We start from the raw sequence: 23,900 nt of genomic DNA, 5'->3' as shown, positions 1-23,900 counted from the left end.
GAAGCCCGCCTTTTCAGAACGGACTCTCTTAATGAAGTGGTGCCTGGGCAGCCACATATTCCGAGTGGCTTGCCTTTGAGCGCATCGCTTGTAACTGGTGGCAGATTATCTCTGCCCCTTCCAGAATTCTGGGCGTTGGTCTGGCAATCAGATCACTGGGTACCGAAAACAGTTGTTGCCGCTGTACCGCCTGCAGGTTTTGCCACTGGCTCCAGTAGTCGAGCAACTCTTTGCGGGTTTGTGGGGTATCGCCTTGCGGGTCAGAACCAATAATGACCTGTGGATCACGGGTAATCAGGGATTCGATACCGATTTTGGGAATACGCCCGGAGACATCACCATAGATATTCCGGCCACCACACAGCGAAATAACTTCATCAATCACCAGGCCATTACCCACCGTCAGCAGTGGTGATCGCCAGATTTCGAAGAACACCGATACCGGCTCACGCCGGGCATAGTGACTCTGCAGTGTGTGCAAACGCGCAGTAAAGTCGCCAACCACCTGTTCGGCTGTTTTTTCAGTCCCGGCCACCTGCCCGAGACTTCGGATGGCTCGCTTAATGCCGGCAAAATCCACCACATCGATATGAAAGGTGCTGACGCCCAGGGAATCCAGCTGATCAATCACCTTTTGGGAATTACCGGCAGTCCAGACCACCACCAGATCAGGCTTCATGGCCACAATGGCTTCAACACTCACATTGGGGTAGCCACCCACATTGGGCAGCTGTTTGACCGCTTCAGGGAAATCGCTGTGCTGATCAACCGCAATAACGCGATCACCGGCACCGGCAGCAAATAACAATTCAGTAGAACCCGGAGACAAGCTGATGATTCTGGGCGAACGGGTATCCAGACAGACAGCGCGGTCGCTCATATCGGTCACACAATACTGGCTGTCAGACTCGCTGGCCCGGGCAGTACCGCAGGCCAATGCAACGGCATTGACCAATACCATGGCCAGCACCAGCATTAACCGGGGCAGCCTGTTCTTCAGCGTCTTGCAGGTTACGGAATGTGTTTTCATGGTCTCCCTGAGTCACAATCAATACTCAGGGCGGCACGCGCGGCCACCGGGCTTATCAAAAAAGCCCAGTGTATAAGGAGATATGTTCCCAGCCGCCAGGTTACCCGCCCGGTTTGCGCCTGCATGTGCAGACTTCTTGGGCTTTGCAAAGGCAGGTCTCCTGACTCTGGCGTCATCGTTCCCGGCAGCCTTCCCGGTTGAACCAGTGGCATAAATCGCAGAGAACTCGTCCATTACAGTTGCGGGTACAGTCGGGGTTTTTCACCCCGTTCCCTCTTTTGACCGGTTCAGCAACAGCCGAAATGTGCGGTCAAAAGCGTCGTGATTCATACTAATCACTGACGAAACCCTTACAAAGTTGCGCAATACTAACTAAACCTTTGACTTAAATCACTAGGGGTTTGTCGATTTTTTTGCTGTTATTCTTGCTAACAGGAGGCTGTTTTGCTTTTCTCGGATGCCTGCCAGAGGACCTCTCCCTCATCCTGGCGGGCACAATGACGGCCAAGGACGTACATAAGATCGGACAAACGGTTCACAAATTTCAGTAATGGTTCGTTGATCTTTTCACCACTTTCCTGAAGCGCTTCGTTTAACTCGATAATATGCCGCTCCGCCCGGCGGGATACGGTTCGGGCCATGTGGCAATGGCAGGCAGACTGACCACCACCGGGCAGGGTGAAGTTTGTCAGAGGCGGCAATGGTGCATTGAGTTCGTCAATCAGAGCCTCAATGGCTGTGGTATGGGCTTCCTGAATCAGCTGATAGCCCGGCATGGCCAGCTCACCCCCCACATCAAACATCCGGTGCTGGATATCCTGAATCTGTTGCAACTGGTTTTCAGTGACTTCATTGCCCTGCTTCAGGGAGTGGATCAACAGGCCAAGCCAGCTGTTGGCTTCATCCACGGAACCTATGGCATGGAGCCGGGGGTGTGACTTTGGCAGCTGCTGACCATCGCCAATGCGGGTCATGCCCTGGTCGCCAGTTCGAGTGTAGATACGGGTTAGCCGGTAGCCTTTTTTTTCAGTCATAACTCAGGTTCTTCCAGTCAATGCTTGTACCACAAAGCGTTGTTAGCGTTTTTCTGCACTCAGTGGCTTTGTGGTTCAATATCACACAGTGCAAAGATTTTACCCATATCGAGATGCTCTTCGATAGCATCCGCCATTCGGTTAATGCCCTCTTCCCTTAACAGGTGATAATCAATCCTTGAGGCTTCCTGCAAACCGGCCCAGGTCAAAATGGCTGTGCAGGCATCAGGCTGTTCAAACACGCCATGGAGATAGGTGGCAAATATCTGACTGTCGTCTGACATCACCCCATCCACCTGCTGATCCAGCTGGATTAGCGGTTTTTCCAGGGCCGCGCCGGTGGTCACCCCGGCATGAATTTCATAGCCGGTGACGGGTACAGGCTCCTGGCCCGGCAACTGCATAGTGCCACTGACCCGGGTGAGTGTCTTCTCACGAACCATGGTGGTTTCCAGATCCAGAAGACCTAACGCCTGTGAGCTTCCGGCGGCACCTTCAATGCCCTGCGGATCATGCACTGCCTTACCGAGCATCTGGTAACCGCCGCAGATCCCCATCAATTTGCCACCGTAGCGCAGGTGCCTGAGGATATCCTGATCCCAGCCGTTGTCTTTGAGAAACGCAAGATCGGTTCGGGTATTTTTGGTCCCCGGAATAATAACTAGATCACATGCCGGAATGGACTGCCCTTTTCCGACAAAGTGAATGTCCACTTCAGGGTGCAGGCGCAGAGGGTCAAAGTCGGTGTGATTGCTGGTGCGGGTCAGAATCGGTACAGCTACCTTCAACAGGGTTTTCCGGTCTGCCAGATGTTGCTGGGCAATCACCGCATCTTCTGCTTCCAGATGTAACCCATGAAGGTAAGGTAAAACGCCCAGTACTGGTTTGCCGGTCTTCTCTTCAAGCCAACGGAGTCCGGACTCAAGCAGTTTTACGTCACCCCGGAAACGGTTGATCACAAATCCTTTTACCCGTGCCTGTTCGGACTCCGAGAGCAGCGCCAGGGTACCGTAAAGATGGGCAAAAACCCCGCCCTTATCGATATCCGCAATGATAATCACCGGACAGTCCGCTTGTTCTGCAAAACCCATATTGGCGACATCGCCTTCGCGCAGATTAATCTCTGCCGGGCTACCAGCCCCCTCCACCAGCACGGTTTGATATTGGCTCTGCAAACGATGCCAGGAGCGCAAAATGGCGGCCATGACCTCCGGTTTACAGGCATGATACTCAGCCGCATTCATTTCCCCCACGGCTTTGCCATTGACGATCACCTGGGCACCGATATCACTGTTTGGTTTCAGCAAGACCGGGTTCATGTCCGTATGAGGTTCAAGCCCTGCTGCTGCAGCCTGAAGCGCCTGGGCCCGGCCAATCTCACCACCATCCCCGGTGACGGCGCTGTTCAGTGCCATATTCTGGGGCTTGAAAGGCGCTACCGAAATACCATGACGCCGGAATACCCGGCAAAGTCCTGCGACAAGGGCACTTTTCCCAGCGTCACTGGTTGTACCCTGTACCATCAAAGTGTGTGTTGGGTTGCTGCCCATAGCGGGAATTCCAGCCTGTCAGAAAGGCATGGATTATAAGGGCAGAAAAACTCAAGGGTAAAAAATATTCAATGTAAGAACTTTTAATAGAATAAAGAGTCAAATTGAACGTACATGACGCAACCCCGGGTTAGTGATTGTATGGAGACCAGTGCAGCGGCCAAATTTTCAGCTCCACAACAATGCACAGGTTCCGCCATAGATTCCGAACCAGCCAGCACTGGAAAAGATCAGGTTCAGCTACGCAGGTCCGCCACATCAAGATCTGGCAACTTCATAAGGAGAGTGTCCCGTACTCTTTCCATGTTATTGCCCAATATAGACAGGCCTGAAGCAGATACCAGACGGCACAGAGGTCGTTTTTCGTCGGTGTTTAACAGAGCGGTGACCCGAAACAGTCCCGTCCAAACCCGGATGAGTCCCGATAGCCAGCAGGGAAATAATTCTGGCAACGAAACAACCGCAACAATTGACACAAACTCCAACTTCATTCAGATATGGTCTCCGGTGAAAAAAACCATGATAACTATTCCATCTTATGATTCTGATCAGAAAGCCTACTCCCTGGCAATGAAAGCGTACATTCTGGATAACAAACAGCTGTATGATCTTTCCAAAGGTAAACCTGTCGAGGGAATTGATACCTCCAGAATTGATCTCAGTGATCTTAAAGGTAAAAAGTCATCGGATCTTCAAAATACTCACAGGTTAAGAGAAGCATGGATATTTGAATTAGAAGTGCATATTTCCTCCAAGCGTGCGTCATGACTTAAATGCTGTCTTTACCCGGTTTCCCGTCCGTTTCTTCACTCAACGGAAGACAGGCAGGAATTTTGTTAACATTCAGCTCCAAAAACTTTCAACCTGTGGTATCTCATGAGTCGTATTTTTTATTCTCTGCTGTTATATCTGATATCCCCCTTGGCAATGGTCCGCCTCTACTTGCGTTCCAAAAAAGCACCAGAGTACTGGCAGAGAAAGAGGGAACGATTTGGCTTCTTCAGTCTCCCCGCCTCAGATAAACCCATTATCTGGGTACACTCGGTATCCATGGGAGAAACCATTGCCAGCGGCCCGCTGGTTAAGCAACTGCAAAAGAATTACCCAACCCATCGAGTGTTAATTACCACCATGACTCCCACTGGCTCGGCCCAGGTTGGCAAAATTCATGGCGACAGCGTGGACCATGTCTACGCGAGCTATGATCTTCCCTGTGCTGTCAGGAGATTCCTGGACAAGGTAAAGCCAGTCATGGCCATCGTCATTGATACCGAGCTATGGCCCAACACCATTGCCGCCTGCCACAAACGTTCGATTCCCGTACTGGTTACCAATGCCCGACTCTCTGAACGCTCGGCCAGAGGGTATGGGCGCTTCGGCTTTCTCACCCGCCCCATGCTAAAACAGATCGATATGGTTGCCGCCCAGAACCAGGAGACGGGACGGAGATTTCTGGAGCTTGGCCTGCCCGAGCAACAGCTCAACGTTACCGGCAGTATCAAGTTTGATCTGGATGTCGCTCCGGACATCATCACCACAGGTCAGGCACTTCGGCAGAAGTGGCAGCAGGGTATGGGCAGCGACATTCGTATTCTGGTGGCCGCCAGTACTCATGACGGCGAGGATCAGCAGGTACTTGATGCGTTTAAAATCATTCTGGCAGCGTCACCGGAAGTACGATTACTGTTGGTTCCCAGACACCCTGAGCGGTTTGACCGTGTCCACCAGCTGATCCTGGACAACCAGCTCCCTGTGGTCCGCCATAGCCAGGGAACCCAGCCTTCTGATCAGACCAGGGTTATTCTCGGGGACACCATGGGCGAAATGATGAAGCTGTTCTCCGCCTCTGATATAGCCTTTGTGGGTGGCAGTCTGGTACCAACGGGCGGGCATAATATGCTGGAACCAGCGGCATTAAACCTGCCGGTGCTGTCCGGGCCTCATGTGTTTAATTTTGAAGAGATCAGCGAATCTCTGATTCAGGCGGGAGGTTTGAACATTGTTAACGATAGCGAAGCGCTCGCCCGGAGCGCCATCAGCCTGGTGCAGGATAAAGAGGAGTATAAAAGTATGAGCCTGCATGCCGGAGAGTTTGTCCGTAACAACCGGGGAGCACTGCAAAAGACATTGATGCTGGTTGATCAGCTTATGCCGTCCGGCAAGTAAACATTGTTACAGTCCGGGGCGTAAGTTGGTGTTGGACGACTTGGTGGCCAGCATTGAATCCACCGCAGGATCAATATTCAGACGACTGCCGTCTACAAAATAGTAATCGTTACCGGATTGCAGCCCCTGGATGGACAATTTGCCAAGAATCCGATTCATAACCCTTTGCTGTTCTTCCAGGTCTTCATAGGCAAAGGTCTTAAGAAAGGCCTCTGCCAGAGAACACCCTTCATCCACATAAGATTTCATACGGGTTTCGCAGTTCCTGATATGCTCATCCATGACATTATCGTCCATAACCGAGTATCTACTCAGTATAGAAGAGTGGATTCAGTATCAGCAGCCATTTGACTCCAAATAAAAATGGCTCCACCAGAAGCCATTTTTACAGAAATGCCATGATGATCAGTAATTAACCACCGCACTGATCCGGAACAGACAGTTCGCCACTGGCATCCGTCATCCACTGGTTCAGCTCTTCGAGATCTGTCGGGCTGAGAGTTCCCACAGCCTGTTTGAGCTTCAGTGTATTAACGATAAAGTCATAACGGGTGTTCAGATAGTTACTGATGGAAGAGTAGAGCTGCTGCTGAGCGTCCAGAACATCAGTGATGTTGCGGGTACCCACTTCATAACCACTCTGAGTCGCTTTCAGGGCACTTTCTGACGAGATAATCACCTGACAGCTGGCATGAACCCGGTCCACATCCGAGGTAGCGGTTCTCAGCAGGTTACGGGTATTGGCATTGGTGCCCCTGAGCTGCTGATCGTAATTTTTCTGGGCTTCTTCCAGTTGATAGCCTGCCTGACGGGAAGTAGAGGTGATAGCGCCACCAGCGAAGATCGGTAGATCGAACTGAACGCCAACAACGCTATCAGTACGATCGCCAGAGAAAGTACCTTGTCCTGAGGCCTGGCTGGAATTGTTAGAGCTGTAGTTATAGCTGGCAAACGCATTAACTGTTGGAGCATGACCAGACTTGCTGGCTTTTACTTTGGACTCAGAAGCCGTTAATCCTTCCCGGGCCGCTTTTAACCCCAGGTTATTGGCCAGTGCCATGCTCACCCACTCTTCAGGATTGTTTGGCATTGGCGCAACCACTGGCATTGCCTTTTCCAGCTGGGCAATATCGGTGACATCCTGGTTGACAATGGTCCGCAGCCCTTCGTAGCTGACAGAGACCAGGTTCTCAGCCTGAATGCGGGCTACGCGGGCATTGTCATAAGCTGCACGGGCCACCAGCACGTCTGTTTCTGCAATCAGCCCCACATTGTAACGTTCACGCGCCTGATCCAGTTGCTGCTTTAATGCTCTTTCCTGGGCTTTTGCGGTCATCAGGCTGTCTTCGGACCGGAGCACATTAAAATAAGACTCTGCCACACGCAGGATCAACTGCTGCCGGGCATTGGCAAATACAGCAGAAGCCTGATCCCCGACAGACTTGGCCTGCTCATAATTGAACCAGCTGTTCATATTGAACAGTGGTTGAGTTAATGTCGCGCCCCAACCATGAGAGTTATAGTTTTCATCAGTATCTGAACCATTCGTCAACTCAGAAGATGTCTTGTTATATTGCGTGTTAGCAGACAAACCCAGGGTGGGCAGCAATGCCGAACGGCCCTGGTTAACCGTTTCCTGAACCGCCTTCATGGATGCCTCGGCCGCCGCCAGCTGGGCATCATTCTTCAGCGCCATATTGTATACATCGAGCAGATTGTACTGAGTTGGTGCAGCCTGCACGTTTAATACGGCACCCGCCAGGGCGGCAAGCAGAAACCCTCTACGACTATTTCGTGACATAATCTTGTGATCCTTGGAAAGTTCGCCAGTCATTCTTCACCGGCTAACGGTAGCCTGACTGGTTCCTGGTTGGGGATAAAATCGCTGTAGCAAACTCAGATCAAGGAAATCTACACTAATTTGCACAAAAAATGCAGTAGTGTGACGAATTCCTCTATGGATATTGCTTCTTCAGGGTGAAGGCAGGAGAACGCTATAATAGGTGCTATGAAAAGACATTCGCTGAAACCCAACTACCGTGTCAACCTGATCCGCCTGCAACAGGTTTGTGAAAGTAACTACCTGCGTTTAATGCGTCTGCTGCCTGAGTTATCAGATCAGGAACACTTTCGCCTGCCGGTTAAACACAGAAACAGTTTGGCAAGCGGCGTGGAATGGCTGGTCATTGACGTTTTGGAACGGTCACCATTTACCACTTTGTTAACGCTGCAAATGGAAGCTGACTGGGGGCAATTATTCAACATGCCAAAAGCCGAAGTGCGTCTTTATCACGACGTTAAAATGGCCGAAATTGTCTCCCGAAAAACAAGCCAGATACTACAGCCACGGTACGATTATCCCAATAGTAAAATGCATCAGCCCGATGAAAAAGAGCAGCATAATCAGTTTCTGGCTCAATGGCTTGATTACGCTTTACCTGCCTGTCGAACTTATACAGAAAAGACAGGGTAAACAGTTGTGATCCCGGTTTCGGGTTCATACTCAAAAAAACATCGCCTCCATCAAAACCCCGCACGGCTTCCCAAAACCGGCATTACTCCATTTTCAATCCTGATGTGGCGGGCTATGATGGTGCCCTGTGGTTAAGCTTGATAGGGCTGATACAGAAAACCCGTAGCCTGAGAACATCACATTCTTCCCCGGGAATAGGCACCGCTCAGGCTGGATAACAAAGACACTGATACAAACAGCCGATGAATACCGCCAGAATTCGAGTCCTGCAGATTACCGACCCTCACCTCTTTGCTGATTCCGGCTCGACACTGATGGGAGTAAATACCTCAGCGACTCTGGATGAGGTGCTGACAAAAATACAAAAAGACTACCGGGAACCTGATTGCCTTCTGGTCACCGGAGACCTGAGCCAGGATGACAGTGCCACCTCATACCATCACCTGAAAGAAAAACTGTTAAAAATCAATGCGCCCAGCTACTGGTTGCCGGGCAATCATGATCAGCCCCATCTTATGGCGGCGATAAACCCATCGGCGCTGCAAAAGCAGATTATTCTGGGTGACTGGCAAATAGTCCTGCTGAACACTCAGGTCGAAGGCAAAACACACGGCTATCTCAGGGAAACTGAGCTGGAACGGCTGGCTACCTGCTTGCAGCAGGAGCCGGACAAGCATACGCTTCTGGCTCTCCATCATCACCCGGCCCCCATCAATAGTCGATGGATGGATCAGATCATGCTGCAAAACCCGGAGGATCTGGCCAGGGTTATCACTGGTCACAACACGGTCCGGGGCATCATTCACGGCCATGTGCACCAGGCCAGAACCTATCAATTCTGCGATCTTCCGGTTATGGCAACCCCTTCGACCTGTGTTCAGTTTGCGCCAGAATCGGATGATTTTCAGGCGGATACTAGGCAACCGGGCTTTCGTGTGGTTGATCTTTTGCCCGACGGTCAGATAAAAAGCAACGTTGTAAGAGTGGGTGATAAACCAATGAAAGTTGACCTGAGATCAAACGGTTACTGACAGGCCATCAACAATCGATGGTCAATTTTCCGCTGAATACTAAAGCACTGCCACAGTCAGCATTACTGAAGGATCTCAGAAATCTTTCAGAATTAATCGATTAGAATCATATAACCATTTTTTATTAAATAGGTCCGTATCCTTTCCTAGATTTATTGTTAGGAGCAGTAAACATAAGGATGTAGTTATGACCAGGATAAAGTCCATGCATCAGGATGATTGGGATGATGCTTTGTGGAACAGCAATCACGAACACAGAAAGGCGAAAGCACGCAAAGCAAGGCACAAGGGGCTTAAATCATCAACCATAAGAAAGGGCATTGAAGACTACTTTGAGAAAAGCAAATTGAAAAACAGTATTTCAGAAAGCTTTCAAGAGTTTGATGATGTTGACGATATCAACCAGCCCAGCTACAAACCCCGCCTCTGAATCATATCACCAGCCCAAAAAGCCACTTATTGACGTGGCATTTTTTATTTATGGCATCGCCGATAGAAATGGTTCATAAATAAGGCATAACAGCAATAGCACCAGTAGTAACGCTTTTCTGCACCAGTTGCCATAAATGTTCTGTGCTGATCAGACATCGACTTTACGATTATGGGGCAATGACGAATGACAACACCTTCCGAACTCCAATACCTCCATGGCTTTGGTAACGAACATGAAACCGAAGCCCTGAAAGGAGCCCTCCCCATCGGGCAATTCAATCCGCAACGTGCGCCCATGGGGCTCTATGCAGAGCAATTCTCCACAACCGCATTCACCGCACCAAGACATCAAAACAGAAGGACCTGGATGTACCGGATTCGCCCGTCAGCAGCCCAGGGCAAGTATCAACCAATAGCATCAAACCTGCTTCGCTCTGGTCCTGTAACTGAGGTGCCAGCGCCCCCGGACCCCATGCGCTGGGACGCTCTTGACTTACCGGCAGAAGAAACCGATTTTATTGATGGCCTGGTCACCATGGCGGCTAACGGTGACCTCCACACTCAGACCGGTTCTGCTGTGCACATGTACCTGGCCAACCGGGATATGGCCAATCGCTTCTTTTACAACGCCGATGGTGAGCTGCTGATTGTCCCTCAACAGGGAGCCATTCTGGCACGCACCGAGCTGGGCAACCTGCATGTGCCTCCCGGTGAAATTCTGGTCATTCCCCGGGGTATCAAGTTTCAGATTCAACTACCGGAAGGCACAGCCAGAGGCTACATCTGTGAAAACTACGGTGCGCCATTGACTCTTCCCGAACGCGGACCGGTAGGGGCCAATGGTTATGCCAATGATCGGGACTTCCATTATCCGGTGGCCTGCTTTGAAGATATCGATGGTGAGTTTGAACTGGTGGCCAAGTTTGCCGGAAACCTGTTCAGCTGCCGCCTGGATCATTCTCCCCTGGATGTGGTCGCCTGGGTGGGCACTTCTGCACCCTATAAATACAACCTGTCCCGCTTCAATGTGATCAACACCGTCAGCTTCGACCATCCTGACCCCTCCATCTTCACCGTATTAACCTCTCAGAGTGACACCCCCGGGGTCGCCAATGTGGACTTGGTTATCTTCCCGCCCCGCTGGATGGTGGCTGAAAACACCTTCCGTCCGCCCTGGTATCACCGCAATGTCATGAGTGAATTTATGGGGCTGATTCACGGCACTTATGACGCCAAGGAACAAGGATTTGTACCCGGTGGAGCCAGCCTCCATAACTGCATGAGCCCCCACGGACCCGAGGCTGAAGTGTTTGACAAAGCCAGTGCCGCAGAGCTGAAGCCTGTGCGCTACAAAGACACCATGGCCTTTATGTTTGAGTCTCGCTTTATCTATGCGCCAACCCGGTTTGCGCTGGAAAGTAATGCCCGCCAAACCGACTATATTGATTGCTGGAAAGGGCTCAAGAAGCACTTTAGCCGATAAGAATAAATAACTTGCCGTTTTTCTCACATACGCCGGAGACTGAAAGCCCATCATGCTAGCACTCAATGAAACACACGATGTCAACCTGACCAGCTGGGTTACATCAGCCAATAACAAAAACAGTGATTTCCCCATTCAAAACCTGCCCTTTGCCATCTTCCGACGTAAAGGCAGTGGTGAATCTTTTCGGGCAGGTGTCGCCATTGGCAACCAGGTTCTGGATCTTGCCGCCGTTTCCCACACAAGCATTGCTTCAGGACTGTCCAGTGAGGCCCTGGAAACGTGCTGTGATGAAACCCTCAACCGATTTATGGGGCTCGGCCTTGAGCACTGGTCATCCCTGAGATCGGCGTTATCCAAAGCCCTGCGTACCGGAGCCCCGGAAGAAGCTGAACTGTCGGGCTGTCTGGTTGCCATGGACGAGGTGGAATATCGCCTGCCCTGCCAGATTGGTGATTACACCGACTTTTATACCTCCATCCACCACGCCACCAGCGTAGGTTCACTGTTCAGACCCGATAACCCATTGCTGCCCAACTACAAATGGGTGCCCATTGGCTACCACGGCCGTGCATCGTCTATTGATGTATCAGGCCAGAATTTTCACCGCCCCTGCGGCCAGACCAAAGCGCCGGATGCTGACGCTCCCTCTTTTGGCCCTTGTAAACGGCTGGATTATGAACTGGAAATGGGGATCTTCATTGGCCCCGGCAATGCCCCGGGAGAACCGATCGCGCTGGATCAGGCTGATCAACACGTATTTGGTCTCTGTCTGTTTAATGACTGGTCCGCCCGGGATATTCAGGCTTGGGAATACCAGCCACTGGGGCCATTTTTATCCAAGAGTTTTGCTTCCACCGTGTCCCCCTGGATTGTCACCCTGGAAGCGCTGGTGCCTTACCTGACCAGCTTTGAACGCCCCGCCAGTGATCCCCAGCCACTGCCTTACCTTGACTCCCGGAAAAACCGCCAGCAGGGCTCCATTGATATTCAGCTCTCTGCCCATCTGCTGAGCAGACAGATGGAACAGGCAGGAGATTCACCTGCGAAACTGTCCCAATCCAGCTTTCGTCATTCCTACTGGACCATCAACCAGATGGTGGCACATCATACCGTGAATGGCTGCAACCTCCGGCCGGGTGATCTGTTTGGCAGCGGCACTCAGTCAGGCCCTGACCCGGAAGAAGCGGGTTCCTTGCTGGAGCTTTCCGGAGGCGGGAAAAAACCTCTGACTCTGCCCAACGGTGAGACAAGAACATTCCTCGAAGATGGCGATACCGTTATTTTCACAGGCTGGTGTGAAAAAGCCGGACATGCCCGTATCGGCTTCGGTGAAGTGCAGGCGACAGTTTTACCGGCTCAGGCTGATTTGTCTGCCCGGGCGGATATTGGAGAATAAACACCATGAAACTCTACAGCTACTTCCGCTCATCGGCTGCCTATCGGGTAAGAATTGCCCTGAACCTGAAAGCGCTTGATTATCAACAATCGGCCATCAACCTGCTGAAAGGTGAGCAGAACTCGGAGGAGTATAAAAATATCAACCCCCAGGGACTGGTACCCACATTCACCACCGATAAAGGAATGCTCACCCAGTCTCTGGCCATTATTGAGTGGTTGGAAGAGTCATTCCCTGAACGCTCCATTATCCCCGGAGATCCCTGGAAAAAAGCCCAGCTTCGCAGCCTGGCTTACCAGATCAGCTGCGACATTCACCCGATCAATAACCTCAGAATACTGAAATACCTGCAGCAGGAACTGGCAGTGAGTGACGATGCCAAAACACAGTGGTACAAGCACTGGATTCACACAGGTTTTACCGCACTGGAAGCACAGCTGGATGACCAGCCCTTCTGCTGCTCGGCACAGCCCTCCATAGCCGACATCTGCCTTGTACCACAAGTGTTTAATGCCCTGCGCTTTAAGATAGACATGTCAGACTTCCCAAAAATCCATAAAATCTACCAGCACTGCAATGCGCAGCCTGCATTTATTGATGCGGCACCGGAAAACCAGCCGGACGCTGTGTAAGGGATTATTGTCGCCGCCCGCTTCCCGCCACCCGCTGCCCGCAAAAGCTCAGGTGGTTCCGCTTTTCGGGTAGCGGGAGGCGGGTAGCGTCTGTAGAAATACTCATCCGAAAAAGCGCAACAGTGTCCGAGTCACCAACTCTGGCTTCTGGGCGTGAACCCAGTGGCCCGCGCCCGGTATCACCCGCATAGATGCTGATGGAAAGAGTGCCAGCACCTGCTCACGGTGTTCCGGCAAAATATAGTCAGACTCACCGCCCTTGATAAACAGGGTTTTATTGGCAAACCCTGTATCAGAGTGCTGCCCAACAAGAATTTCCATATAATGCGCCATAATCACAGGCAGGTTCACCCGCCAGCGATAGTGCCCCTGCTCATCACGGTAGAGGTTTTTCAGCAGAAACTGACGCACACCTTGTTCTGGTTCATAAGCTTCCAGAAAACGGTCCGCTTCAGTACGGCTGTTCAGCGTATGCAAAGGCATGGACGACAACCCTTCAAGAATACTGTCGTGCCGCCTTTCCTGATAAGTGACCGGCGCAATATCGATCACAGCCAGCCTGGTGACGCGCTCCGGTGCCATAAGGGCAATGGTCATCGCCACTTTACCGCCCATGGAATGGCCAACCAAATGCACTGTCTCAAGCTGGTTATCATCCATATAGGCCAGAACATCTTCCGCCATGACCGGATAATTCATCGCCCCATCATGGGGTGAGCGCCCATGATTGCGCAGATCCAGCCCATGAACACGAAATGATTCAGCAAGACCACGGTTGATCATCCCCAGGTTTTCCTGAGAGCCAAACAGACCATGCAAACTGATCACATCAGCCCCCTGCCCTTGCTGCCTTGCGTACAATTTCATGTTTTCATTGCTTCTCTTATAGGTTGCTGAAAAACGGTAAATACTGATCAGGAATTCTACCTAAACGCCAGTACAACCGCCTCTGCATTTGGTACAAAGATCGTAAATTGAGCTTTGCCAGAAAAGCCAGCGGCTTATTTATGATCATCATCACCGCTGTCCCGGTTCCGGTAAACAACCTAACCTCAAAGCAGGAAATATAAAGCCATCATGAGTGATCAACACTTCAATCTGGATCAATATCTGGAAGAGCTGAAGCCACTGATTAACGTCGATTGCGGAACCTGGACCCCCGCGGGTGTCAGCAAGGTTGCTGATATCATGACCGAAAAATACCAGGGCATCGGCTGGCAGGTTACCCGTCATACCTTTGATGAAAAAGTAGGCCCGGGCCTGCTGGCGACCAATAAGCCGGAAGCCGAAGAGTACGACATCATGCTGATCGGACACCTGGATACCGTTTTCCCGGAAGGCACGGTGGCCGAATGGTCCCTGACCCATGATGGTGAAAAAGCCTACGGTCCGGGCGTGGCTGATATGAAATCCGGCCAGCTCAATATGTTTAAGGCCATCAGTCAGTTGCCAGAAGACGTCGTTGGTCGTCTGAACATCTGCGTCTGTATGAATCCGGATGAAGAAATCGGCTCAATCTACTCCGGCGACTGGCTCAAGGGCATTGCCAGCAAAAGCCGTTATGTACTGGTGGCTGAAGCTGCCCGTGCTGATGGTTCACTGGTTAAAGCCCGTAAAGGCATGGCCTCTTACCAGGTAGAGTTCAAGGGCAAAGCGGCGCACGCAGGTAATGAGCCCGAGAAAGGTATTTCTGCCATTACTGAGCTGGCGCACTGGATCACCACTCTGAACCGGGAAACCAACTTTGCAACTGGCACCACCCTGAACTTTGGTGTTGTTAAGGGCGGTTCCGCCGGTAACGTGGTACCAGACTATGCGTCCACGGTCCTGGATATCCGCTTCTGGGATAACGATGACTACGCCCGTCTGGAAAGTAAGATCCAGCACATGCTGGAAAACCCTTCACTGCCGGGCATTGATATCAAGCTGACCCGCGAAGCCCACAAGCCGGCCTTTACCCCGAATGAAGGCAGTGAAAAGCTGATGGCCCTGATTGAAAAAACCGGTCAGGATATGGGACTGAACATTACCTGGCAGGCAGTGGGTGGCGGTTCCGATGCCAACCTGACCGGCTCACTGGGCGTGCCCACGATTGATGGTCTGGGCCCGATTGGCGGCGGCATGCACAGCCGTGATGAGTTTCTGGTGCTGGACTCCATCGAGCCCCGCCTGAAACTGCTGCGCAATGTGCTGATCAACCTGGCGGAAACCATTGGCCGATAACATCAGAAGCCAATAAATCAGGGCTCATCAATCACCGGTGAGCCCACAAAAGTAAAAACAAAAGGAACTAACAGGCATATTTTCGGTCGTAAGATTTCAATCTCATTAAATTATGTTTATTGCAATGGACCCTAAAAATACCAGTTTTCAAAACACATACTTCACTCCCCTTGCCTATAACCATCCTCTCTCTGCCACTCATGAACAGATGGAATATAACCAGTGGCTGGTAGGTCATACTCAATTACAGTTATACCACACGGGGTATCAGGTTGCGCCATCCAGCACATCCACCCCGGTTTTACAAAGACAAATGGCACTTAGAAGCCAGACAGAAAGTCATTTCCCCCGTAATAAACCAACCTGTCTGCATGCTTTTTTAGAGAGCAGTGCAAATGAGCCCCCCGTCACATGGCTTAACAAGGAACAAGGTATTCTGAAAATAAATGACTGGTACCTGACAGAAGCTCAATGGAAGCAAGATCAACGTCTTAAAGGCGTCCTGAATCCCAGTGAATTACATAATGCTTTATGCCACTCAGAAGATATAACCGCCCTGTCTGGTCAGCAGTACAGACTCTCGTCGTATAAGGCCGACCTGGTTACCAAAAAGACAACTACCAAAGCATTGCGTCATCAGCATGCGCCCTACAATATACCTGAGCGACGTAAAGGGCCAGAACGATCCTTATCTACACACTCTTCGGGTACAGGACTGAACATAACCACACAGACTCAACATGAAATAGCAAGGTCACCACAGTTGTATGCCTGTACTTTTTTGGCAAGACAGGCAGATATTGGCCTATCTGTTCAATGGATTAATAAAGACCGGGGAACATTTAAAGTAATAAATACTGAGCAAGTGAAGAAAGAATGGAGTACACTTCAGCGGCAACTTAACGTAGTTAATGGCGAAACATTACAAGATGCCTTAATAAAAGAAATCAAGAATAATGATGTTGAATGTGTAGGGCTTACCGATTCATATGAAATCATTTTCCAACTTAAGTTCAAACACTACTCAGCTGATACCACCTCGTCAGTAAAGAATAACCAATCCATTGCACAATCCACTTCAAGGCAAGCTACTCCTATTACAACCCCACCTCAAATCACGATATCAACATTGGCAAATACAGGGTGCTCAACACCTGGTATGGCCCAGACCAGGAGCACACTCCCTGAGGCTCGAACAGACGCCAGAAAAACACCATTGAGTGCTCAGTCCGCCAAACAGGCTGATCCGATAAAGCCAACTTACAAAGCACCAACAACAAGAAGCTGCGAAGGCTGCCTGTCTTTTATTTTTTCAAATGCTGATGGGCAGCAAAGCTTTGCAACATGGCATGACAGAGCAGCGGGCGAGCTTATAATCGACATGAAAAAATTGACGACCAAATGGCTATCAACCAATCCATCCGGGTATCGTGAACGAACTGAGTTTGATTTTGTTGCCCGTTTTTTTGCAGTACAGAACTACTGGACCTACGATGAAACCCGGAATATTTTTTCTTTGAATTTACGACATCCTATGGTCCTGAATGCGTTAAAAGTAACGACTCAGGAACCACTCTGGCAATCATCGTTCGTCCGGGCATCTGACCCATCGGATCTGGCCAGTCACAACAAGCCGTTATCTGCATCTGAAGCAGGAGCCAGTCATCAACCCCCGGTTACGGAAAAAACCAATCTTTTGGCGGCTCAGAAAAACCCGATGCTTGAGTGGATTAAGCAAGATGTGAATGAATACCATAATTTCACCGAATGGTATGATGTATCGAGAAATCAGCTCATACTTAATCCGATTGCGCTGCAAAAGTACTGGACTATCAACCTGAAATTTTTCAGTCTGGAAAATATTCCATCCAATGCAGCCCATCAAAGTATCTCTCAGTTGGTAGAAGAAGGCTTATGCCATTATGACCCTTGCACCAGACTTCTCACCTTAATTTAAATCCTTCGCCCCCGCTATTAATCGACAATATGATGATTAAAACCTCCGTCCTGATAGCTGAGTTACTGACTTTCAGGCTTATTTAATTTATTGTAAATCTCGACAGCCAGAAGATGCATTTCCGGCATGATTTGAAACATTAGCTGTAACTGTTGCAGCAATAAACGGGTTTCAGGCCGCTCATCGGTTAATTCTGCTATAGAAAGACCTCCACGACTTTGCACAGAGATCCCCATCAACTGTTTCTCCAACAATCGCAGATGGTTATCCATAAACTGATATTGTGCCAGCAGCCCTTCGTGAAAAGAGTCTCCAGCCAACAGCATCCGGTGTGCCCCCAGAGTGGAGATGTAACTCAGCATGGCATGGGAAAGGGTCAGGAAGCGAAAGCTCTCATCCTTTGCCCGCTGATAGCGGGCCGGTTCAGTCAGCATATTCATAATGGCGGCATTGAGCCGGGCATCCATATTGTGCGCATGACGACGCGAAAGGCGATAGGCCAATGTATCCCGTTTACCCGTCTGGTACTGCGCCATAACCTGAGCCAGATACTCTCTATGTCTGGCTATGGTCAATGCCATAATCCGATTCAGCCGCCTGGATTCCCAGTCAGGCAGAATAAACACAACCGCAGTGACGGCCAGCAGGCAGCCCAGGAGGGTATCCCCCAGACGAGGCATAATCACAGCAAAGCCCAATCCCTGCTGATTAAAACAAAACAACACCAGCAAGGTAATAAACGCTGTGGCCAGATCATAGCGTACTGTACGAAATGCAAAAAACAGAATGCCGCTGATCACCATCAGAACCAGCTGACCTTCCTGCCCCGGAAAAAGGTACAAAAGTGGTATGCCGGTCAGGAGCCCGGCAAGCGTACCAACGACCCTCTGGGCAAGTTTCTGCCGTGTAGCGCTGTAGCTCGGCTGACAGACAAACAGGATGGTCAGCAGAACCCAGTAACCGGGTTGCAGGTGCAACCCCAGAATCAGCCCGTAACCCAGTGTCAGCGACGTTGCCAGACGAAGGCCATGTCGGAATAGAGGGCTGTCCAGGCGACACTCATGCCAGATACACAGCAGATGAGCCTTGATTCCCCTGGGGTTGGAATCAGCCAATATACTTTCATCGACGGATATTTCTGAGTCCGGGTGTCCCACAGATGATATTTGTAATTCCACTGTCGTCAGGTTTTTCAGCAGATATTCCAGCTGAACCAGCAGAGATCGCCACTGAGGGTTTCCCTGTTGTTGCAGATATTTCAGCGACTGCTGCAGCTCATCAAGAACCGCTGCATTCTCGTTATCATGCAGATACTCTTGCCCCATGGCCAGAGAGCGGGCTATGGCCTGGCATGCCTTAGCCTGAACTCGCAACATTTTCTGAAAGCGAAAAAGAATATCGCTGCGGGAAAAGTGCTCTGCCAGATCCTGATAACGATAATGGGAGGAACTCACCCGTTCATGAATATCCTGGGCAAGAAAATATATGTGCAGGAAAGGCTGCGCGCTCACACTGTCCTGTCGGCGGACTCTCTGGAGCAAAGAAGCCTTGGCCTGGTTCAGGGCGTTAACAACACTGACATTTTTTCTGGCCAGCTCCAGACGCAGAGGCTGAGGGTTCATATTGGTGACGGGATCAAACAGCTGACTTTTACTGTCAAGATAACCCGCCAGCTCTTTAAATATATTGGCCAGGGATTGCTGCACCGGGCGATTAGGCCAGAGAATATGCCAGACCAGAGACAGCACACCATACCAGAGCGCACCACTGAGCAGCAGCTGCGGCTGCTCCCACAGGCTCTGGCTTGCCCCCGCACCCAGCATGGTGTAAACCGCCAGCAACAGCGAGGCAAAGGCCATACTGCTATACCTTGGCCCCATGGCACCAAGCATGGTAAATCCAAACGTCGAACTGCACAGCCCTGCTGCAAAAAGCAATGGATAATCAAACAGCAGCTCAATGGACAGTGATGCCAGCAGAAAACAGGCCAGCATCATGATCAGCGCTTTAATCCTTCCCCAGAGGTTGTCATCCACTTCAGCCAGGGCAGCGGCAATAACACCCAGAACCATGGGCGTGATGTCATCAGGTGATCCCCGATACCAGGCAGGCAGGGTAACGCCAGTCAGGGCAAAAAAGACTTTTACACTGTAATTAATCCGGTCGTTTGCCCAGTAATTGCGAAAAAAGTGGAAGATATCAGGGAAGAACATGATGGTGAGCTGGTTGCCGGACGATTGATCTAAAGTTTGTGAGCATACCCGAAAAAAGCGTTGAGACTAAGTAACGATGACCGCAACCCCAGAGCAACCACTTTTTGGCACGGGTTTTATGGCGCTTCACTCAGCAGCATCCAGCAAAAAACCGGGAAAAATCACTCAGCCCCTCACTAAAAAAACATAAAACACTAAAAATATGCCATCAGAAAAGAAAAATTATAGAAAAAACGCCTTATTTTCAGACTAAAAAACAACTAAATCATAAAAAACAGGAATTCATCCTGTTTTACTCTGGCCCTGTTTTTTTTTATTGACTGAACCCCGGTTTTACCAGAAATTAGCGCTGCAACGCCAGTTCCGCTCTCTTGTAGACCAGCCTCTGTGAACGATGGTTTGCAGATGTGGAACGGCTGTTTTCTATTTGTCTTGACTGGCATTCAGAGCAGGCAGAGATGGAAGAGTATCCAGACTTCGAAGAAGAATTTGAAAAAGCGGCCAAAGCTAAAAAGCGTTATCGCACCCGCCAGGCCGACTATGAGAAAAAACGGTCGAAAGCGGAGCTTCACCTTGAACGCAAACGGTTGCGGGAGTTACTCGGAGACGAGCACCTGGTCTTTGACCACTGGTAAACTGCCCCCCGTTACTGATCAGGATCCCTCCTCTACCCAAGGGCTGCAGTTAGTCAGCCCGCTTTGATTTATATTGCTGTTGACAAGCGATTACCCGGACCTCTTTTGTGACGATGGAATAAGCTACCATGAGCAGAACACCCGGCTCATCGCCAACCATGACATGGCGACAAAGCCAGCAACAGTCGCATGCTCATAGCAAAAAACGAGTACTACTTTTATAACACAGTTTTATGTATCTGCTGGTCTGCGCATATTCAGTAAAAAGCGCTCTGGTAAGCCATACTTTTTCTCAGCCTTTTAATTTGAATCAGTCATGAACCAGGTTTTCAGCCAGAGCGCAGAATGACCTTTTATCAGGAATTACCCAATGCGAATTGCGCTACTTTCCCGTAACGAGCGGTTATACTCATCCCGCCGCATCATTGAGGCTGCAGAAGCCAGAGGTCATACGATCGATGTTATTGATATTTTGAGTTGCTACATGAATATCAATGACAAACACCCCAGTATTCATATGAAAGGGGTGGAGCTGCCTCATTATGATGCTGTGATTCCACGTATTGGTGCCTCCAACACCTTCTACGGGACTGCGGTTATTCGCCAGTTTGAAATGATGAACTGTTACTCACTGAATGAGTCCCTGGCCATTGCCCGCTCCCGTGACAAGTTACGGTCAATGCAACTGCTGTCGCGTAAAGGCGTGGGCTTGCCGGTTACCGGCTTTGCCAGTGGCCCGGGCGATATCCCTGACCTGATCGATATGGTTGGCGGTGCTCCCCTGGTGATCAAATTGCTGGAAGGCACCCAGGGTATTGGCGTGGTCCTTGCCGAGACCCGGAAAGCGGCAGAAAGTGTCCTGGAGGCATTTATGGGCCTGAAAGCCAATATTATGGTCCAGGAATACATCAAAGAGGCCGGTGGTGCGGATATTCGCTGTTTTGTCATTGGCGACAAAGTCATCGCCGCGATGAAACGTCAGGCTCCTGAAGGCGAGTTCCGCTCCAACATTCACCGGGGTGGCAGTGCCAGCCTGGTGAAACTGACCAAAGACGAGCGGGCTACCGCAGTAAAGGCGGCAAAAGCCATGGGGCTGAGGCTGGCTGGTGTGGATATTCTTCGCTCCAATCGCGGCCCTCTGGTGATGGAGGTCAACTCATCTCCGGGGCTGGAAGGTATTGAGCGGGCAACGGCCAACGATGTAGCCAACTGCATTATCGAATACCTTGAAAATAACTATCGCCGCACCAGTAACACACGAATTACCGGATAAATCCACTTCACCAACCCACCATCACTCTGATTAAAAAAACACCCGAGTGATGCTTTTCAATCCCGGTCTCTTCCTTTCAGGCCTGATGACCGGGGCTGGAGTCTTCCATGGAAAGAGCACAACCCCTAGAGCTATTTGGCCATACCATTTTGCCAGGTACACGACAGCACCTTAATATCCCGGTCGTCCGACTCTACACCGACACGCCCATTGATCTTCGGATTGAGGTTATTCACGGTCGCAAAAAAGGCCCATGCCTGTTAGTGACGGCAGCCATTCATGGTGATGAACTCAATGGCGTGGAAATCTGCCGACAAATCCTCGGCTATAAAAATCTGGCGAAAATCCATGGCACCCTGATTGTCATTCCCGTGGTTAATCAGCTCGGATTCATCCAGCAAATTCGTTACCTGCCTGATCGCAGAGACCTGAACCGTTGCTTCCCGGGATCCAGCAAAGGGTCTCTGGGCGGAAGGCTCGCCAACCTGATTACTACGGGCATTTTTCCACACGTTGACTACGCCCTGGACCTCCACACCGGAGCCATTCACAGAACCAACCTGCCACAGCTGAGAACCGACCTGACCAACGAGCAATGTCTTGGCCTGGCCAGAGCCTTTGGTGCGCCGGTAATCCTCCACTCATCCCTGAGAGATGGCTCTTTCCGCCATGCAGCCAATGAGTACAACATTCCGGCACTGGTTTATGAAGCCGGTGAAGCATTACGACTGGAACAGGCTTCCATCAAGCTGGGTTTCAAAGGCGTTATGCGTGTCATGCGTCATCTGAATATGCTTCCCGGGAAACCCGCCAAAACACCGGCTATTCAGCCATGGGAGTGCAACCAGAGCCAGTGGCTGAGAAGCTCAAGGGATGGATTGGTGTTACTTCATATCAAACAGGGTCACCTGGTCAAAGAAGGGGACACCATGATGACCATTGTGAATCCGTTTGACGCCAGTGACAGTGAAGGCATCACCGCACCGTTTGATGGCGTTGTTATTGGCCTTAGCCAGCTGCCACTGGCCAATGAGGGCGATGCACTGGTTCATCTTGCCAAAGTCAGCAGTACTCTGGCAGATACCGAGTATGACCAGGAAGTGATTGAAGAAGTGCTTGACCTGGGTGTTGCCCAGCTGCCGGTACCTGAAAATCACGAGTAAACCGTCATTTACCGCCTCAAAACCAGGTGCATCAACACAGCCCCGGCATATCTCAGAGTGGCAGAATAGGAATCAGCACCAGTCCTGGCCACGTGCAGAGCCCTTGTCTGAATAAAGGGATATGCTGGCGGTTTTATTGGCTGCCTCACTTGTGGCAAAGGCGATGTTGCTTTCAGCTGGCAATCAGGATTAGCAGTGGATAGGTCATAACCAACGGCCGGACCTGTCGGCCACGTTCGGGCGGCAATACCGAAACCTGCAGGATTGCACCTGGGCAGAATATCAAAATTGGCAGGCATGATTAGCTGTAGTTCAGGCAGGCAGGAATCTTCAGTTTGTACCACTGAGCGCCAGGCCGGAACCGGCGTCAGCCTGTCATTTAACTGCAAGCTATTGTGGTTCAGTTTAAGCACCGGTTGCCAGCGTGCGGCATTGAGTTCCGCAAGGTATTTCTCTTTATAAACTATCCCGATGTAACAGGACTCTGCGTATATGTCCTCCATCGTCAGGTTGGAATGATCTTTATTCATCATTTCCATCACAAAGTTAATAGACAATTTACTTTGCCAGATTGAATTCATATCAACGCACCATTTGCCCCCTTGAAACTTCACCTCAGTAAATACGTAACCATAACTTGCCATCTGGTCTGCCGAAGGCCATTTCGGAAATTTATCCAGTATGCAAATACCATCTTTGTTGTAATAAGAGCGCACTCTTAGATGGTGCTCAAAGGCTTGCGCATCCCGGAGTTCAGAGAAACCATGGAGCACGATAATATCCCGGTCGGACAGTTCCTTGATTTTTTCCGGCTTCAGGAATGATTCATGGGGTAATTGGTGTCTGAAAAGCAGTCGAGTGCCAGAGTTCAGCGGAGCAACTTTTCGTTTTCCTGAATCAAAAGAGACCAGGCAACAGCCAACATGGTCAACGGTTGCCTGTTCTATGAGATTGTTGCTGGCACCATCACTGGTAAAGGTCTTATGCCCGGAACCATGACGCCAGAATAAATCAGAAGACTGGTGATCCCGAAAAACATTTTTGTCATCGCCACCACCCCAAACTTCATGAAACATTGAGAAATGTGAAGAAATTGGTCCCATTAAAAAACTCCTCAACTTTCTTTCTCCGACTGCTCACCTTTAAAAGGTGTCAGACAGTTCAGGATTTGTCCCAGAATAACTTCATCATTATTCTCAGACTGGA

General features: G+C 50.4%; 21 protein-coding genes and 1 riboswitch. Of the genes, 13 read left to right on the top strand and 8 right to left on the bottom strand.

The genetic code is table 11. The features are described 5' to 3' along the window. Nucleotides 1-28: 28 nt before the first annotated feature. From J7438_RS10000 to J7438_RS09990, 3 genes are all read right to left on the bottom strand, one after another. On the bottom strand, nucleotides 29-1,030 hold the full coding sequence (locus J7438_RS10000; protein ID WP_209276429.1) for a cobalamin-binding protein: 1,002 nt from the start codon (nucleotides 1,028-1,030) through the stop codon (nucleotides 29-31). 133 nt (nucleotides 1,031-1,163) lie between these two features. Further along, nucleotides 1,164-1,356: riboswitch (cobalamin riboswitch) on the bottom strand. A 102-nt stretch (nucleotides 1,357-1,458) separates the two neighbouring features. Then, nucleotides 1,459-2,064 (bottom strand): cob(I)yrinic acid a,c-diamide adenosyltransferase, encoded by a 606-nt coding sequence (locus J7438_RS09995; protein ID WP_209201082.1) that lies wholly within the window; start codon nucleotides 2,062-2,064, stop codon nucleotides 1,459-1,461. Between the two features lie 59 nt (nucleotides 2,065-2,123). Further along, nucleotides 2,124-3,614, bottom strand: a complete 1,491-nt coding sequence (locus tag J7438_RS09990; protein ID WP_209276428.1) for a cobyric acid synthase — start codon at nucleotides 3,612-3,614, stop codon at nucleotides 2,124-2,126. A gap of 519 nt (nucleotides 3,615-4,133) precedes the next feature. Here J7438_RS09990 and J7438_RS09985 point away from each other — a divergent pair. Together J7438_RS09985 and waaA are read left to right on the top strand one after the other, a co-directional pair. Then, the gene (locus tag J7438_RS09985) at nucleotides 4,134-4,382 is read left to right on the top strand and encodes a hypothetical protein (RefSeq protein WP_209276427.1); all 249 of its coding nucleotides are present in this window, start codon (nucleotides 4,134-4,136) and stop codon (nucleotides 4,380-4,382) included. Between the two features lie 108 nt (nucleotides 4,383-4,490). Further along, nucleotides 4,491-5,780 (top strand): lipid IV(A) 3-deoxy-D-manno-octulosonic acid transferase, encoded by a 1,290-nt coding sequence (gene waaA, locus J7438_RS09980; protein ID WP_209276426.1) that lies wholly within the window; start codon nucleotides 4,491-4,493, stop codon nucleotides 5,778-5,780. A 6-nt stretch (nucleotides 5,781-5,786) separates the two neighbouring features. Here the strand turns inward: waaA and J7438_RS09975 are convergent, their stop codons facing one another. Then, complete coding sequence (locus J7438_RS09975; protein WP_101745894.1) at nucleotides 5,787-6,077, bottom strand: hypothetical protein; 291 nt, start codon at nucleotides 6,075-6,077, stop codon at nucleotides 5,787-5,789. Nucleotides 6,078-6,192: 115 nt separating this feature from the next. Continuing rightward, nucleotides 6,193-7,581, bottom strand: a complete 1,389-nt coding sequence (locus J7438_RS09970; RefSeq protein WP_209201078.1) for a TolC family outer membrane protein — start codon at nucleotides 7,579-7,581, stop codon at nucleotides 6,193-6,195. Between the two features lie 207 nt (nucleotides 7,582-7,788). On the opposite strand from J7438_RS09970, the gene J7438_RS09965 reads away from it, so the two are divergent. The 6 genes from J7438_RS09965 to maiA all read left to right on the top strand — a co-directional run bounded on the left by J7438_RS09965 (nucleotide 7,789) and on the right by maiA (nucleotide 13,230). After that, complete coding sequence (locus tag J7438_RS09965; RefSeq protein WP_209201077.1) at nucleotides 7,789-8,253, top strand: DUF1249 domain-containing protein; 465 nt, start codon at nucleotides 7,789-7,791, stop codon at nucleotides 8,251-8,253. A 242-nt stretch (nucleotides 8,254-8,495) separates the two neighbouring features. After that, entirely contained in the window at nucleotides 8,496-9,284 is a 789-nt protein-coding gene (gene cpdA / locus J7438_RS09960) for a 3',5'-cyclic-AMP phosphodiesterase (protein WP_209276425.1), read from the top strand. A 187-nt stretch (nucleotides 9,285-9,471) separates the two neighbouring features. Beyond that, nucleotides 9,472-9,714, top strand: coding sequence for a hypothetical protein (locus tag J7438_RS09955; RefSeq protein WP_209201075.1), 243 nt, complete (start codon nucleotides 9,472-9,474; stop codon nucleotides 9,712-9,714). Nucleotides 9,715-9,900: 186 nt separating this feature from the next. After that, the gene (gene hmgA, locus J7438_RS09950; protein ID WP_209276424.1) at nucleotides 9,901-11,199 is read left to right on the top strand and encodes a homogentisate 1,2-dioxygenase; all 1,299 of its coding nucleotides are present in this window, start codon (nucleotides 9,901-9,903) and stop codon (nucleotides 11,197-11,199) included. 52 nt (nucleotides 11,200-11,251) lie between these two features. Then, nucleotides 11,252-12,598 (top strand): fumarylacetoacetase, encoded by a 1,347-nt coding sequence (gene fahA / locus J7438_RS09945; protein ID WP_209276423.1) that lies wholly within the window; start codon nucleotides 11,252-11,254, stop codon nucleotides 12,596-12,598. A 5-nt stretch (nucleotides 12,599-12,603) separates the two neighbouring features. Continuing rightward, complete coding sequence (gene maiA, locus J7438_RS09940; RefSeq protein WP_209276422.1) at nucleotides 12,604-13,230, top strand: maleylacetoacetate isomerase; 627 nt, start codon at nucleotides 12,604-12,606, stop codon at nucleotides 13,228-13,230. Between the two features lie 102 nt (nucleotides 13,231-13,332). Here the strand turns inward: maiA and J7438_RS09935 are convergent, their stop codons facing one another. Continuing rightward, on the bottom strand, nucleotides 13,333-14,097 hold the full coding sequence (locus tag J7438_RS09935; protein WP_209276421.1) for an alpha/beta fold hydrolase: 765 nt from the start codon (nucleotides 14,095-14,097) through the stop codon (nucleotides 13,333-13,335). A gap of 210 nt (nucleotides 14,098-14,307) precedes the next feature. On the opposite strand from J7438_RS09935, the gene J7438_RS09930 reads away from it, so the two are divergent. Together J7438_RS09930 and J7438_RS09925 are read left to right on the top strand one after the other, a co-directional pair. After that, nucleotides 14,308-15,453, top strand: a complete 1,146-nt coding sequence (locus J7438_RS09930) for a M20 family metallopeptidase (RefSeq protein ID WP_209276420.1) — start codon at nucleotides 14,308-14,310, stop codon at nucleotides 15,451-15,453. 112 nt (nucleotides 15,454-15,565) lie between these two features. Beyond that, nucleotides 15,566-17,410, top strand: coding sequence for a hypothetical protein (locus J7438_RS09925; protein ID WP_209276419.1), 1,845 nt, complete (start codon nucleotides 15,566-15,568; stop codon nucleotides 17,408-17,410). 62 nt (nucleotides 17,411-17,472) lie between these two features. Here J7438_RS09925 and yccS read toward each other — a convergent pair whose 3' ends face one another. After that, the gene (gene yccS / locus J7438_RS09920) at nucleotides 17,473-19,623 is read right to left on the bottom strand and encodes a YccS family putative transporter (protein WP_209276418.1); all 2,151 of its coding nucleotides are present in this window, start codon (nucleotides 19,621-19,623) and stop codon (nucleotides 17,473-17,475) included. 407 nt (nucleotides 19,624-20,030) lie between these two features. Between yccS and J7438_RS09915 the strand changes: the two genes are divergently transcribed. The 3 genes from J7438_RS09915 to J7438_RS09905 all read left to right on the top strand — a co-directional run bounded on the left by J7438_RS09915 (nucleotide 20,031) and on the right by J7438_RS09905 (nucleotide 22,694). Next, a complete protein-coding gene (locus tag J7438_RS09915) occupies nucleotides 20,031-20,258 on the top strand; it encodes a hypothetical protein (RefSeq protein ID WP_209201067.1) in 228 nt (75 codons plus the stop codon). Between the two features lie 370 nt (nucleotides 20,259-20,628). Then, nucleotides 20,629-21,531 (top strand): 30S ribosomal protein S6--L-glutamate ligase, encoded by a 903-nt coding sequence (gene rimK / locus J7438_RS09910; RefSeq protein ID WP_101747669.1) that lies wholly within the window; start codon nucleotides 20,629-20,631, stop codon nucleotides 21,529-21,531. 107 nt (nucleotides 21,532-21,638) lie between these two features. Continuing rightward, nucleotides 21,639-22,694: a succinylglutamate desuccinylase/aspartoacylase family protein gene (locus J7438_RS09905; RefSeq protein WP_209276417.1), complete on the top strand. Its 1,056-nt coding sequence runs from the start codon at nucleotides 21,639-21,641 to the stop codon at nucleotides 22,692-22,694. 8 nt (nucleotides 22,695-22,702) lie between these two features. On the opposite strand, the gene J7438_RS09900 is transcribed toward J7438_RS09905, so the two are convergent. Further along, entirely contained in the window at nucleotides 22,703-23,797 is a 1,095-nt protein-coding gene (locus J7438_RS09900) for a hypothetical protein (protein ID WP_209276416.1), read from the bottom strand. Nucleotides 23,798-23,900: the final 103 nt, after the last annotated feature.

Origin of the sequence: Thalassotalea sp. G20_0 (genome assembly GCF_017744175.1) — a bacterium.
Taxonomy (GTDB): Bacteria; Pseudomonadota; Gammaproteobacteria; order Pseudomonadales; family Endozoicomonadaceae; genus Endozoicomonas.
Note: the sequence above shows the minus strand (reverse complement) of the source record. Positions and strands in the feature narration are given on the sequence as shown.

What these genes read in the sequence shown, in the direction of transcription:
- waaA (WP_209276426.1), top strand. Translation starts at nt 4,491, where the DNA reads ATGAGTCGTATTTTTTATTCTCTGCTGTTATATCTGATATCCCCCTTG.
- J7438_RS09990 (WP_209276428.1), bottom strand. Translation starts at nt 3,614, where the DNA reads ATGGGCAGCAACCCAACACACACTTTGATGGTACAGGGTACAACCAGT.
- J7438_RS09975 (WP_101745894.1), bottom strand. Translation starts at nt 6,077, where the DNA reads ATGGACGATAATGTCATGGATGAGCATATCAGGAACTGCGAAACCCGT.
- maiA (WP_209276422.1), top strand. Translation starts at nt 12,604, where the DNA reads ATGAAACTCTACAGCTACTTCCGCTCATCGGCTGCCTATCGGGTAAGA.
- J7438_RS10000 (WP_209276429.1), bottom strand. Translation starts at nt 1,030, where the DNA reads ATGAAAACACATTCCGTAACCTGCAAGACGCTGAAGAACAGGCTGCCC.
- J7438_RS09905 (WP_209276417.1), top strand. Translation starts at nt 21,639, where the DNA reads ATGGAAAGAGCACAACCCCTAGAGCTATTTGGCCATACCATTTTGCCA.
- J7438_RS09965 (WP_209201077.1), top strand. Translation starts at nt 7,789, where the DNA reads ATGAAAAGACATTCGCTGAAACCCAACTACCGTGTCAACCTGATCCGC.
- yccS (WP_209276418.1), bottom strand. Translation starts at nt 19,623, where the DNA reads ATGTTCTTCCCTGATATCTTCCACTTTTTTCGCAATTACTGGGCAAAC.
- J7438_RS09955 (WP_209201075.1), top strand. Translation starts at nt 9,472, where the DNA reads ATGACCAGGATAAAGTCCATGCATCAGGATGATTGGGATGATGCTTTG.
- J7438_RS09985 (WP_209276427.1), top strand. Translation starts at nt 4,134, where the DNA reads ATGATAACTATTCCATCTTATGATTCTGATCAGAAAGCCTACTCCCTG.
- J7438_RS09900 (WP_209276416.1), bottom strand. Translation starts at nt 23,797, where the DNA reads ATGGGACCAATTTCTTCACATTTCTCAATGTTTCATGAAGTTTGGGGT.
- J7438_RS09935 (WP_209276421.1), bottom strand. Translation starts at nt 14,097, where the DNA reads ATGAAATTGTACGCAAGGCAGCAAGGGCAGGGGGCTGATGTGATCAGT.
- J7438_RS09925 (WP_209276419.1), top strand. Translation starts at nt 15,566, where the DNA reads ATGTTTATTGCAATGGACCCTAAAAATACCAGTTTTCAAAACACATAC.
- J7438_RS09995 (WP_209201082.1), bottom strand. Translation starts at nt 2,064, where the DNA reads ATGACTGAAAAAAAAGGCTACCGGCTAACCCGTATCTACACTCGAACT.
- hmgA (WP_209276424.1), top strand. Translation starts at nt 9,901, where the DNA reads ATGACAACACCTTCCGAACTCCAATACCTCCATGGCTTTGGTAACGAA.
- cpdA (WP_209276425.1), top strand. Translation starts at nt 8,496, where the DNA reads ATGAATACCGCCAGAATTCGAGTCCTGCAGATTACCGACCCTCACCTC.
- J7438_RS09930 (WP_209276420.1), top strand. Translation starts at nt 14,308, where the DNA reads ATGAGTGATCAACACTTCAATCTGGATCAATATCTGGAAGAGCTGAAG.
- fahA (WP_209276423.1), top strand. Translation starts at nt 11,252, where the DNA reads ATGCTAGCACTCAATGAAACACACGATGTCAACCTGACCAGCTGGGTT.
- rimK (WP_101747669.1), top strand. Translation starts at nt 20,629, where the DNA reads ATGCGAATTGCGCTACTTTCCCGTAACGAGCGGTTATACTCATCCCGC.
- J7438_RS09970 (WP_209201078.1), bottom strand. Translation starts at nt 7,581, where the DNA reads ATGTCACGAAATAGTCGTAGAGGGTTTCTGCTTGCCGCCCTGGCGGGT.